Origin of the sequence: Bacillus sp. FSL W8-0645, assembly GCF_038007905.1 — a bacterium.
In the GTDB taxonomy this organism is placed as follows: Bacteria; Bacillota; Bacilli; order Bacillales; family Bacillaceae; genus Bacillus; species Bacillus pumilus.
The window spans coordinates 412,880-424,879 of the sequence record NZ_JBBOYC010000001.1; the positions used below are offsets into that span (position 1 = coordinate 412,880).

11 protein-coding genes are annotated in these 12,000 nt (G+C 41.6%); 4 read left to right on the forward strand and 7 right to left on the reverse strand.

From position 1 onward, the window contains the following. Positions 1-241: 241 nt before the first annotated feature. On the reverse strand, positions 242-1,156 hold the full coding sequence (locus tag NST39_RS02015; RefSeq protein ID WP_341026716.1) for a DMT family transporter: 915 nt from the start codon (positions 1,154-1,156) through the stop codon (positions 242-244). Between the two features lie 130 nt (positions 1,157-1,286). Between NST39_RS02015 and NST39_RS02020 the strand changes: the two genes are divergently transcribed. Next, complete coding sequence (locus NST39_RS02020; protein ID WP_341026719.1) at positions 1,287-2,624, forward strand: aminotransferase-like domain-containing protein; 1,338 nt, start codon at positions 1,287-1,289, stop codon at positions 2,622-2,624. Here the strand turns inward: NST39_RS02020 and NST39_RS02025 are convergent. The 3 genes from NST39_RS02025 to NST39_RS02035 form a co-directional block, all read right to left on the reverse strand. Then, positions 2,621-3,313: a 4'-phosphopantetheinyl transferase family protein gene (locus tag NST39_RS02025; RefSeq protein WP_341026721.1), complete on the reverse strand. Its 693-nt coding sequence runs from the start codon at positions 3,311-3,313 to the stop codon at positions 2,621-2,623. The genes NST39_RS02020 and NST39_RS02025 overlap by 4 nt on opposite strands. A 139-nt stretch (positions 3,314-3,452) precedes the next feature. Continuing rightward, positions 3,453-3,659, reverse strand: a complete 207-nt coding sequence (locus NST39_RS02030; RefSeq protein ID WP_044140623.1) for a hypothetical protein — start codon at positions 3,657-3,659, stop codon at positions 3,453-3,455. 83 nt (positions 3,660-3,742) lie between these two features. Next, on the reverse strand, positions 3,743-4,387 hold the full coding sequence (locus NST39_RS02035; RefSeq protein WP_044140485.1) for a YczE/YyaS/YitT family protein: 645 nt from the start codon (positions 4,385-4,387) through the stop codon (positions 3,743-3,745). A 544-nt stretch (positions 4,388-4,931) separates the two neighbouring features. Between NST39_RS02035 and NST39_RS02040 the strand changes: the two genes are divergently transcribed. From NST39_RS02040 to NST39_RS02050, 3 genes are all read left to right on the forward strand, one after another. Continuing rightward, positions 4,932-8,558 (forward strand): isopeptide-forming domain-containing fimbrial protein, encoded by a 3,627-nt coding sequence (locus NST39_RS02040; protein ID WP_341026725.1) that lies wholly within the window; start codon positions 4,932-4,934, stop codon positions 8,556-8,558. A gap of 6 nt (positions 8,559-8,564) precedes the next feature. Then, the gene (locus NST39_RS02045; RefSeq protein WP_268483525.1) at positions 8,565-9,125 is read left to right on the forward strand and encodes a class D sortase; all 561 of its coding nucleotides are present in this window, start codon (positions 8,565-8,567) and stop codon (positions 9,123-9,125) included. Positions 9,126-9,232: 107 nt separating this feature from the next. Continuing rightward, positions 9,233-9,517 (forward strand): AbrB/MazE/SpoVT family DNA-binding domain-containing protein, encoded by a 285-nt coding sequence (locus NST39_RS02050; protein WP_052465526.1) that lies wholly within the window; start codon positions 9,233-9,235, stop codon positions 9,515-9,517. Between the two features lie 40 nt (positions 9,518-9,557). Here NST39_RS02050 and NST39_RS02055 read toward each other — a convergent pair whose 3' ends face one another. The 3 genes from NST39_RS02055 to tcyA are packed head-to-tail and all read right to left on the reverse strand — an operon-like array spanning position 9,558 to position 11,808. Beyond that, positions 9,558-10,301, reverse strand: coding sequence for an amino acid ABC transporter ATP-binding protein (locus NST39_RS02055; RefSeq protein ID WP_003214030.1), 744 nt, complete (start codon positions 10,299-10,301; stop codon positions 9,558-9,560). 12 nt (positions 10,302-10,313) lie between these two features. After that, the gene (locus NST39_RS02060; RefSeq protein ID WP_034325166.1) at positions 10,314-11,006 is read right to left on the reverse strand and encodes an amino acid ABC transporter permease; all 693 of its coding nucleotides are present in this window, start codon (positions 11,004-11,006) and stop codon (positions 10,314-10,316) included. After that, positions 10,993-11,808 carry a cystine ABC transporter substrate-binding lipoprotein TcyA gene (gene tcyA / locus NST39_RS02065; protein WP_341026727.1) on the reverse strand — a complete coding sequence of 272 codons (816 nt, stop codon included), beginning with the start codon at positions 11,806-11,808 and terminating at the stop codon, positions 10,993-10,995. Before tcyA ends, NST39_RS02060 begins: the two co-directional genes overlap by 14 nt. Positions 11,809-12,000 lie beyond the last annotated feature (192 nt).

The following is a 12,000-nucleotide window of genomic DNA, read 5'->3' on the forward strand; positions in this document are numbered from 1 at the left end:
AATGGAATATCTGGGGTTTATTTTGATGTAATAACAGGACAGATGGGATTTTATTAATTTGTTAATACTTCAGTAACTATCTATGAAGTGTGAAGTAAATAGAATTATTGTGTAATTCCAACTATTTTGTTGCAATATTTCTCGCTTGGATAAATAGAGGAAGATGCATCGACCTTGCAGCTAAACAACAATTAATGAAATATTAAAAGAAAGCGGTCCTCCTTAAAGGGACCGCTTTTTCTTATGAATTCCGCTTTTTCACCACATTCCCGCCAATCACTCCGCCAATGACAAGTACACCTCCGATGAGATGATACCAATCGATTGTTTCATGTAAAATGAGGACCCCAGCGGCGACTGTAATAAACGCAGATAAATTGTTAAAGATGCTGACCTTTGCCGCTTCAAGCTGAGAGAGGGCATAGTTTGATAAATATGCCGTGAGAAGAGAAGAAAGAATGCCTAAAAAGAGCATTGACCATACAAAGGATGGTTGTGTAAATGGGCTGAAAAATTGAGGCATTGTCTCGTTTACTGAATGCCGGAAGAGCGCAGCGGCATTGAAGAAGACAAATCCAAAGAATGTCATCACGAAGGTGAGTTCAATCACATGGAAGCGCCGTGTAATCACCCGGGCAAATACACTGTATGCACTGGATGATAAGGCAGAAAGCAATATCAGTCCATAGCCGATCATGTGTGAATGCTTCACATCAATTCCCTTCATGACAAAGAGAAGCATCACCCCGCACACAGAAAGAATGGTAAACAGCACTTGGATCCATGTCGCGCGTTCCTTTAAAAACCACGCGGCAAGCACCATTGTCAGAATAGGAATCGTTGCCTGAATAATACCAGCCTCTGACGAAGAGGTATACATCAGCCCCCATACTTGAAAAGCAAAAAACAACACAGGGTAAAGCAAGGAAAACGGTACGATGTAGAGAAGATCTCGCCATTGAATGGAGAGGCGGATTTTCTTTCGTAAAAATGGATACAGCAATAGTGCGGCTGCAAAAGAAACTGTAAAGCGGTGTGCCAATAAATCGATCGGGTTTGCTGATTCTAATGCAATTTTGACAAACAAAAATGAAAAACCAATGATCGTGGCGTAGCCTATTGCGGCAGCATACGCTTTCTGTTTTGAAATGTCCACAATTTGACTCCTTATACGAGCATGCATGCTTCGGATGAATTGACCGGTTCTGTTCTTCTATCGTAATCGGATCATCTAAGGTGTACAATAAGAGAACATGATATCTGTACCGGTACAAGGAGGAAGTGGTGTGAGGAAATATGATCAGCTTGTTCTCAGCTTAAAAGAGAAGATGACGTCTGGTGAATACAATGCTGGCATGAAGATCCCTTCCATTCGCCATTTGGCGGCTCAATATGCAGTGAGTAAAAGCACTGTCATCAAAGCACTAGACACATTAGAACGAGAACATCTGCTGTATTCTGTAGAAAGAAGCGGCTACTATGTCGTGAAAACAAAGCAGTCGGCAGGGAAAGAGGATAGCACATGGATTGATTTTGCTTCATCTGCACCTGATCCCGTCGTGTTTCCATATGTTGATTTCCAGCACTGCATCAACCAAGCGATCGACTTGTATCAAAATGACTTGTTTATTTACGGCACAGCCAACGGATTACCCTCGCTGCTGCCAGTCATTTCTAAGCGATTAATGGATTATCAAGTGTTTGCAAATCCAGAACAGATCGTTATGACTTCTGGTATTCAGCTGGCGTTATCCATTTTAAGCACCATCCCTTTTCCGAATGGCAAACAGACCATACTAGTCGAACAGCCAGGCTATCACCTATACCTTCAATATTTAGAAAAAAATCAACTGCCTGTGATGGGGATTCAGCGGACGGAAAAGGGAATTGACCTTCAGAAATTGGAGCGCATCTTTCGAGAAGAGGAGATTCGTTTTTTCTATACGATGCCAAGATTTCAAAACCCGCTTGGAACGAGCTTGTCAAAACAGGAGAAAAGAGCGATTGCAGCTCTTGCCGAGACATATGATGTCTATATCGTTGAAGATGATTACATAGCCGATTTAGAATTCGATGCAAAAAGAGACCCGATCTATTCGTACGATCAGGCGGGTAAGGTCATTTATTTAAAAAGCTTCTCCAAGATCATCTTTCCAGGACTTCGAACAGGAGCGGTCGTCTTACCTGAGGAACTGATTAGACCTTTTAGCGAACACAAACGGCTCATTGACATCGACAGCTCCATGCTGTCACAGGCAGCCTTAGAAATATATTTAAAAAGCGGGATGTTTGAACGGCATCGAGACAGAATGCGGGCGACCTATCGCAACCGATCCAAACAACTAGTGACATGCCTGAAAAGCGATCAAATCGCTTATCAACTAGGAGAAGAGGAGCCAGCTACTCATACACATGTACGTCTCGATCGGTCAATTCCGACGAACCAGCTCATTCAGCAGCTGAAAAAGGCATCTGTTTCCATTCAGTCAATCGACCGCCATTATCTGTCTACCTTTCAAAAAGACTCTATTCTTCAGTTGAACATTTGGCATGTGAAAGAAGAACAAATCACACGTGGAGTCGATTTGTTAAAGACAGCATTTCAGCAAATTGGGCGATATTAAAGACGAGACAGCACATCACGGCAAGAGAGTATCTCTACACGTTCAGCCGCAGAAGGCTTTCGTGTACACACCGCCATTTGGTAGGCAGGATCGAGTGAGTATGTTTGAACAAAGCAGGGCGCTTCATGATCAGGTAATGCAAGCGTCGCCTGTCCATCCTCTGACAGGCGGGCTGTAAAGGACGAAAGACCATAAGATAATCCCTTTCCAGTCAGCTTGATAAAGGCCTCCTTCATTGACCATAAGTGAAAGAAGTAGGCTTCCTGCCGTTCTGCCGGTTGTGAAAGTAAATCCTCATACTCATTTGCTGAAAAAAATCGTTTAGCAATCGCTAGATCAATCGGTTTGATCTCCTCAATATCAATACCAACGGGTGCATCATCTATTGCGCATACGACCCAAGCACCAGAGTGAGAAAGATTAAAATGAAAAGAAGGAATGTGCCGGACGACAGGCTTGCCATTGCCCTCTGTTTGAAAAACGATCTGATCAATAGGCAGATCGTACATACTATGGATCATTTGACGAACCAGCACCTCACCTAACAAAGTCCTTCTTGCATCGACCAAAAAGCGAAAACGCTCAGCCGCAGCACGCTTTTCAGCTGAAACAAAGAGTTTCAAATGCTCGATTTGTTCTCGTGCATGGATGTCATCTAAATGTTGTAATTGGATAGCGAAAATCTTCATAATGAACCTCTAATTTTTTACATTGATTGTACCATTGGAGAGCGCCGTACAAAAGGGAAATCCTATACAATCAAAGCATAAAGTGACAGCAAGCCACGCTGCATTCTAAGCCTGTATGATCAGAAAGGACTTTTTTACTTTAACCGAATGTGATATTCATTTGTCCCTTTCTCATTTCGACGATTCGAAAGGTCGGCTGCTCTTCTCTAAAATCATCCCATGTGAGCGGCGGATGAAAGGAGCCATCCTTTGTGAAACGCGCCTTTACTTCAAAGCCTAACAAGCGATACGTCTGCTCGGTCTCTTCGACAAATGGTGTCCAGTAATGATAGTGGAAAAGCTGCATGAGGTCTCATCTTAAATAATAGAATATTCTGTTTTTTCATTTTAACACAAGAAAAGCCATTCTTTTTATAGAATGGCTTGTTCTTATCGGATAAGCGTCTGAACAGGTTTCTCTGCTGTTTTTGTAATAAGCAGCTGCAAGAGCCGTGTCGATTGCGGCAAGGAGAATCGAAGGACGAGACCTGTGAAAATAGCCGTTAGAATCGTGCCAACGCCAATCGGCCCGCCGAGCATCCATGCAAATAAAAGCACTGTTAACTCAATGCCATTTCGCACCCACTGCACGTTCAACCCTGTTTTCGCTGAGATGAGCAGCATTAATGAATCCCTTGGCCCAGCGCCAAGATTTGCTGAGACATAAATGCCTACACCATACCCTGAAACCACAACGCCCGTAATAAACACATATAAAGCGGGTAAATACCCATGTGGTGCAGGCAATACCGCATTAAAGAAATCTATAAACATGCCAATCAGCACCATGTTCAGTAATGCGCCGATCTTTGGAAATGATTTCGTAAAAACAGATGTTAGTGTCACAATCAGTGCACCAATAATGATGGACCATTGTCCAATCGTCAGTCCAAAATGCTGAAACAGTCCGTAGTGGAAAGCGTCCCAAGGACCAATCCCAAGAATCTTTCCTTTCACTGTCAGCGATAGTCCAAAAGCTAATACGATTAATCCAACAAAATAAAAAAACCAACGTAAAAGATGTTCCCGCTTCAAAAGCTTTCCCTTCTTTCTTAAACACTCGAATTCAATCGTAACATACTCCCACGCCCCTTTAAATGGCTTTGCTCAATTGTAATCGCTTACTTATAAAAAGAATTTTTTCGCATCGTAAAAGTCAAAACATCAAAACAAGCAGCAAGACTTTCGGCTTGTTTTTTTTAACAAAGCGAACCAATCATTCCCTTTTTTTATTAAAAAAAGAAAAAAATCCAATATATATTAACAAAAAATTAATCGTCACCCAATAAAAGAATATTTATCTTTAAATAGAAAGGATTGTATGTGATTCGCATCATAAGACCTGTTTGTAAAGATAGATAGATGATGAAATTTGAGATGGAAAAAGGTTAATTTATTGGAAAGACATAAGCGAATCAATCATTGAGAGGTATATAGTTCTAAATGTCTATTTTTGTCGAAAATAGTCATTTAGTCATGTTGAGGCTTTTGAAATATTATTGATATTCTTTACCAAAGTGTGGGAGGTGAACTGGTACATACCATTATGATCTGAAGCATGGAAAGGGGATGTCAAAGAATGAACATATTAAAAAGAACGAGTCAATTATTTCTTATATTGGTGCTGATTGCTGGGAATTTATTAACAGTCTCACCAGCTGTTACGAAAGCCGCTGGAACGGTGGTTGTCAACAACACAGATTCCTACATGATTGGCCAAAGTGGCCAAGGTCTTCCAATGACCCTTTATCAGCTTGATGGGAATAATCCAACCAACGTAAAGGCTAGTGTGCCGGTGAAGGGGATTCCGAGCACTTTAGTCAACGGTGTTGCAGTTAATGATCAACAAAATTTTGTGTATGCAACGACGACAGCAACTGGAGAACCTGTTCTTTATAAAATAGATCCGACGACAGGACAAGCTCAGAGTGTAGGCGTATTAGCTGGAGGTTCGTATGCTGCGTCGAATGCTGTCATCTACAAAGGTAAATATTTACATTCCTATGCTTCGGGTGGTGAATACTTCCTTGGATCATACGATTTAACGACCGGTCAAAAAACGTCTAAAAAAATTGTCGGCTATGACATCGGCTCTGGAGTTGGCGGAGACCTTGTAGTCGATAAGGATGGCTATCTTTGGTTCGCATCAAATGGAAGTGGCGCCATTGCACAAATGAATCCTGATACAGCTGAAGTAATTCGAGTGATTCCAATCACAAATGCAGATGGTAAACCTATTGAGGGAGGCGTACGAGGAATTAGCTTTTTGCCAAATGGACAAATGCTATTACAATCAGGTAAAGATGCATCTATAGGCCATTCTACTCTTTTTACACTTGATGCAAAATCATTAAGTACAAAATATATTGGCATTGCAGGTAATTCATTATCTTACGACTTAGCATCACGGGTAAAGCCAGAATTTGATCCATTCCCACCTAACCTTGAATCAGAAAAGTCTGTTACTTTACAGAAAAAAGCAGAAGGAAACACTGATGAGAAGCATCCAGAAGTAGGCGACACGTTGCTTTATACAATTAGAGCCAAAAATACGGTGCAATTCGGCATTCTTAAAAATCTGATAATATCAGATAACCTTCCGACCAGCCTAACTTATGTTTCTGGATCTCTTAAGGTGGATGGCACAAGCGTAACAGATGCTAAAGACCAAGACAAAGGTGATTATACAAACGGCACAGTTACAGGTCAATTAGGTGATGTGAAAGATACCGATTGGCACACTGTGACATTTGAAGCGAAAGTAGCAAAAGGTCAAGCTGGCAAAGATATTCAAAATACAGCCAATGTCAAAGGGGAAAACACACCGCCAGACAAACCAACAACAAACATAGAAATTTATCCTCGTGATCCAAAGCTTGAATCAGAAAAATCAGCGGTCTTACAGAAAAAAGCAGATGGTAATACAGATGAGAAGCACCCGGAAGTAGGCGACACATTGCTGTATACCATTCAAGCCCGTAACACTGTTGAAGACAGCTTCATTGAAGATCTTGTGATTTCTGACAAGTTACCTCAAGGGTTATCATATGTACCAAATTCACTTCAGGTAGATGGAAATCCAGTCACAGATGCAAAAGATGATGATAACGGTGATATGACAGGTGGAACTGTTACTGGAACGTTCGGTGAAGTGAAAGATGCGAAATGGCATACCGTGACGTTTGAAGTCACAGTTGAAAAAGGTCAGGCAGGCAAAGACATTCAAAATACAGCCAATGTCACAACCGGCAACACACCGCCAGACGAGCCGACAACGAATGTAGAAATCTATCCTCGTGACCCGAAGCTGACTTCTGAAAAATCAGCCGTCTTGCAGAAAAAAGCAGATGGTAATACAGATGAGAAGCATCCAGAGGTCGGTGACACACTTCTTTATACAATTAAAACAAAGAATACGATAGAAGACAGTCTCGTTAAAAACTTAGTAATCTCAGATGAACTGCCAGAAGGATTAGCATATGTGCCCAATTCACTTGAGGTAGACGGACAAGCGGTGACAGATGAGCAAGATCAAGACAATGGTGATGTCACAAATAGAACCGTCTCAGGACAATTCGGTGACATTCAGGATACAGATTGGCATACCGTGACGTTTGAAGTGACGGTTGAAAAAGGACAGTCTGGTAAAGACATTCAAAATACAGCGAGTGTCACAGGTGAAAATACACCACCAGACGATCCAACTACAAAAACAGAAATCTATCCTCGTGACCCAAAGCTTGAATCAGAAAAATCAGCCGTCTGGCAGAAAAAAGCCGAAGGTAACACAGATGAGAAGCACCCAGAAGTAGGGGACACCCTTCTTTATACGATTAAAACAAAAAACACGATAGAAGACAGCCTTATTGAAAATCTAGTCATCTCAGATCAATTGCCAAAAGGGCTGAAGTATGTTGCTGGGTCTCTTGAAATTGATGGAGAATCCGTCACAGATGTGAAAGACGACGATAGCGGTGACTACACAGATGGAAAGGTCACGGGATATTTTGGTGATGTGAAGGACACGGACTGGCATACCGTAACGTTTGAAGTAACAGTTGAAAAGGGACAGTCTGGTCAAGACATTCAAAACACAGCCGAAGTAACAGGTGAAAACACGCCGCCAGATGATCCAACAACGAAAACACAAATTTACCCTCGTGAACCAAAACTATCATCAGAAAAGGCAGCGAGCATTCAGAAAAAAGCAGAAGGAAACACAGATGAAAAGACACCACAGGTAGGAGATATCCTTCTTTATACGATCAAAACAAAGAATCTTGAAGAAGACAGCATCGTCAAAAATTTAGTCATCGCAGATCAACTGCCAGAAGGTCTTGAATATGTCGAAGGATCATTAAAAGTAGATGACCAAGCTGTCACAGATGCAAAAGATGACGACAACGGAGACTACACAAAAGGCACAGTAACCGGTCAATTTGGTGACATCAAAAACACGGACTGGCATACGATTACTTTTGAAGCGAAGGTCGCTAAAGGCCAATCAGGTAAAAGCATTCAAAACACAGCGAAAGTAACAGGCGAAAACACACCGCCAGATGAGCCGACAACCGAAACAAACATTGATCCAAGAGATCCAAAGCTTGAATCGGAAAAAACATCTGAGATCACTCAAAAAGCAGAAGGCAATAAAGATGAAAAAGAAGTTCAGGTAGGCGACACCCTTCTTTACACCATCAAAACAAAAAATAGTGTAGAAGACAGCATCGTCAAAGATTTAGTTATTGCCGATAAATTGCCAGCAGGTCTTGAATATGTCGAAGGGTCATTAAAAGTAGATGGACAAGCCGTCACAGATGCAAAAGATGACGACAACGGAGATTACACAAAAGGCACAGTAACCGGTCAATTTGGCGATATCAAAGATACGGACTGGCATACGATTACTTTTGAAGCGAAGGTCGCTAAAGGATATGAAGGTAAAACCATTCAAAATATCGCAGTTGTGAAGGGTGAGAATGTTGACGAACCAGACAAACCCGAAAACTCCACAACGGTAGAACCGCCGCATGTGCCAGAGGTGCCTGAACATCCAGAGCAGCCTTCTGGGTCAAACCCGGACACACCCGGACATCACCTGCCGAATACAGCAACAGCGATGTACAACCTTTTACTAGCAGGATTTGCACTTGTGCTAATAGGTGCATCCCTTATTGTATGGAAAAGAAGAAAAAGAAACGAATAATTGTCCATGTTTCAAAAAATCATCTCAACGCTATTGATTTCAGCAGGTATTTGTCTTGTGATGATAGGATATATGAGGATTGTTGATGGGCAAAGGCAAGTAGATCAATCTTTCCAGTCTGCACAAGCAGCCATCCAGCAAAAGGGGCAAACAGATTCCCCTTTTGTCCCGAAGGCTGGTGAAACCATTGGGCTCTTACACATTCCAAAGTTAAATGCTGAGTTACCAATTGTAGAAGGCACAGAAGCGGAGGATTTAGCAAAGGGCGTTGGTCATTATCACGAAAGCTATTTACCTAATGAACAAGGACAAATCGTTTTATCTGGGCATCGTGATACTGTGTTTAGACGAACAGGAGAACTGGTGAAAGGGGATCAACTCGTCATTGAACTTTCATATGGACGATTTACCTATGAAATTGAGAAAACAAAGATTGTGAAAAAAGATGATCAAAGTATTATTACATTGCAACAGGAAAAGGAAGAACTTATCCTCACCACATGTTATCCTTTTTCTTTCATTGGTCCTGCACCAAACAGATATATCATATATGGGAAGCGTGTTTAGCCACTGGATCAGCCTGCAACTTATCCTTTCACTAACCGATTAGAGCGCTTCATTCCTTGATAAAAAGGGAATCGCCTATATCTATAGAGATGCAGGAGGGGGTCAATTTGTTAAATCAAGACTATGTAAGATATATAGATAACTTTGGAAGAATTGTTCTTCCGACAGATATAAGAAAACGGTTGAAAATTCATCCTCGCGATTTTATGGAGATTTATCGAGAAGAAGACCAAATTGTCATGAAGCCGTATTGGCAGGACAAACCTTGTGTCGTCACAGGGGAAGTAACAGGCTCCAACAAAGTGCTATCGGGTGGAGTCGTTATCAGTCCAGAGGGAGCGAGATTGCTCTTGCAAGATTTACTGGCGCTTCGTCTGCAAAAAGAAATATGAAAAAAGGCTGTTCTCATCACGTGAGAACAGCCTTTTTTCATCATACTGGATTCAAAATCCGGTTTAAAAATTGCTTCGTTCGTTCTTCCTTCGGTCGTTTGAAGATTTCTTCTGGAGGACCTTGTTCGACGATGACGCCTCCATCAATAAATATCACTTCGTCCGCCACTTCTTGGGCAAACTTGATTTCATGTGTGACAACTGCCATGGTCCAGCCTTCTTTCGCTAGATCCTTCATGACCTTTAAGACTTCCCCGACAAGCTCAGGGTCAAGTGCAGAGGTGGGCTCATCAAAAAGCATGAGCTCTGGCTGAATGGCAAGTGCACGGGCAATCCCGACACGCTGCTTTTGGCCGCCTGAGAGCTGGAATGGATACAGATCCTTTTTATCTTCCAGACCGACCTTTTGCAAGAGCTGGATGGCTTCTTTTCGAACCGTTTCCTTTGGACGGCGCTGTACTTGGACAGGACCTTCCATCACATTTTCAAGCACAGTGCGGTGTGGAAACAGGTGATAATCTTGAAACACCATTCCCGATTTTCGGCGTAGCTTTAGCAGATCAGCTGATTTATTTTTTTTCGAAAAATCAATTGAGAAATCATCGAAGGTAAAGGAGCCGCCATTTGGTGTTTCAAGTGCATTTAAACAGCGAAGCATCGTTGTTTTTCCTGAACCTGATGGCCCAAGAATGGCGACAACCTGCCCTTTGTTGATCGTAAAATCTATTGACTTTAAAATCTCATTTTCACCAAAGGATTTTTTGAGACCTTTGACTGTTAGCATGTCGTTCCCTCCTTACCTTGCGACATATCGATCAAGTCGTTTTTCAATTTGATGCTGAACGAGCGATAGAATGAAGCAGAATACCCAATAGATTAGGGCTGCTTCCATATAAATGAACAAGATCTGATCCAAGTTCGCCGCAGCAATTTCCTGAGATTTACGGAAAAGCTCTGCTACGAGGATTTGGGAGGCAAGAGATGTATCCTTCACTAAACTAATGAATGAATTAGATAGCGGCGGAATCGATACACGCACAGCTTGCGGTAAAATCACGCGGACAAGCGTTTTACGATGCGTCATCCCAATTGAATAACCAGCTTCCCATTGTCCTTTAGGAACAGATAGGACGGATGCACGGATAATTTCAGACGCATACGCACCTACGTTTAATGAAAAAGCAATAATGGCACTTGGATATGGATCCAGTGTGATATTAAATGTCGGAAAGAAATAGAAAATAATAAACAATTGCACAAAAAGCGGCGTTCCACGAACGGCCGACACATAGATGGAAAAAATCCATCTGAGGGCTTTGATTTTAGACATTCTAGCAAGAGCTGTCACAAGCGCGATAAAAATACCAATAATAAAGGCAATGATAGCGAGGGGGATTGTATAATAAATCCCCTGCATCACCATTGGCCAAAAAGATTGCTGAAGAAGATCCCAAGGAATGACGACTCCTAGGGTATTACTTTGTAACATCTTCACCAAACCATTTCTTGGAAATCTTAGCAAGTGTACCGTCTTTTTTCATTTCTTTTAATGCGCCATTCACTTTGTCAACGACTTCGCCGCTGCCTTTTCTGAATGCAAAGTAAGTTTCTTGAGGATCTCCTGTTTCAAATGCAACTTTTAGGTTTTTGTTCCCGCTTGTTTTCAAGTAATTCAATACAGCCAGCTTGTCATTGAACGTCAGATCAGCACGTCCTTGCTGAATCAATTGAATCGATTGTGCAAGACCTTCAACGCCTTCAATTTTAGCGCCAGCATCTGTAGCTAGTTTATTGTAGTTACTTGTTAATGATTGTGCTGCTTTTTTACCTTTTACATCAGATAGTTTCTTGATGTCGTTGTTATCTGATTTTGTCACAACAATGGCTTGAGACGTTGTGTATTTATCAGAGAACTCGTATTGATTTTCACGTCCAGTTTTACCAACTTGGTTCGCTACCACGTCAAAACGTTTTGAATTCAGTCCAGCAAACATGCTGTCCCATTGTGTTTCTTTGAATTCAGGTTTTAAGTCAAGACGTTTTGCTACTTCTGTGATGACTTCGACATCGTAGCCAGTTAATTTATCTGTCTTTTTGTCATGGAATGTGAAAGGAGCATAAGTACCCTCTGTTCCGATCGTCAGAACACCTTTATCCTGAATGGATTTCCAAAGGTCACCTGATTCCTTAGACCCAGATTGTTTATTCGCGTTGTCGTCTGCACCTGATCCACATGCCGTGATCAATGCAACACAAGCGCCTAACATAATGGCAAAGAACATTTTTTTCATTTTATTCCCCACTTTTCTTGTTGGTATTTACAACATATGATCTTACAGAGAAGCAACCTAAAAGTAAAGCATTTGAAACTAGCTTGAGCGAATCTCACCAACTTTATGCCCGCAACCCATTTCTTTCAAACCTCTCTCGTCTACAAAGCCTTTCATCTTTTATTTGTGCGAACATTACTAAAATAAAGACTT

Bases quoted from the DNA above. Each gene is read 5' to 3' on its own strand.
- NST39_RS02025 (WP_341026721.1), bottom strand. From the start codon at position 3,313: ATGAAGATTTTCGCTATCCAATTACAACATTTAGATGACATCCATGCA.
- NST39_RS02030 (WP_044140623.1), bottom strand. From the start codon at position 3,659: ATGCAGCTTTTCCACTATCATTACTGGACACCATTTGTCGAAGAGACC.
- NST39_RS02040 (WP_341026725.1), top strand. From the start codon at position 4,932: ATGAACATATTAAAAAGAACGAGTCAATTATTTCTTATATTGGTGCTG.
- NST39_RS02045 (WP_268483525.1), top strand. From the start codon at position 8,565: ATGTTTCAAAAAATCATCTCAACGCTATTGATTTCAGCAGGTATTTGT.
- NST39_RS02055 (WP_003214030.1), bottom strand. From the start codon at position 10,301: ATGCTAACAGTCAAAGGTCTCAAAAAATCCTTTGGTGAAAATGAGATT.
- NST39_RS02060 (WP_034325166.1), bottom strand. From the start codon at position 11,006: ATGTTACAAAGTAATACCCTAGGAGTCGTCATTCCTTGGGATCTTCTT.
- tcyA (WP_341026727.1), bottom strand. From the start codon at position 11,808: ATGAAAAAAATGTTCTTTGCCATTATGTTAGGCGCTTGTGTTGCATTG.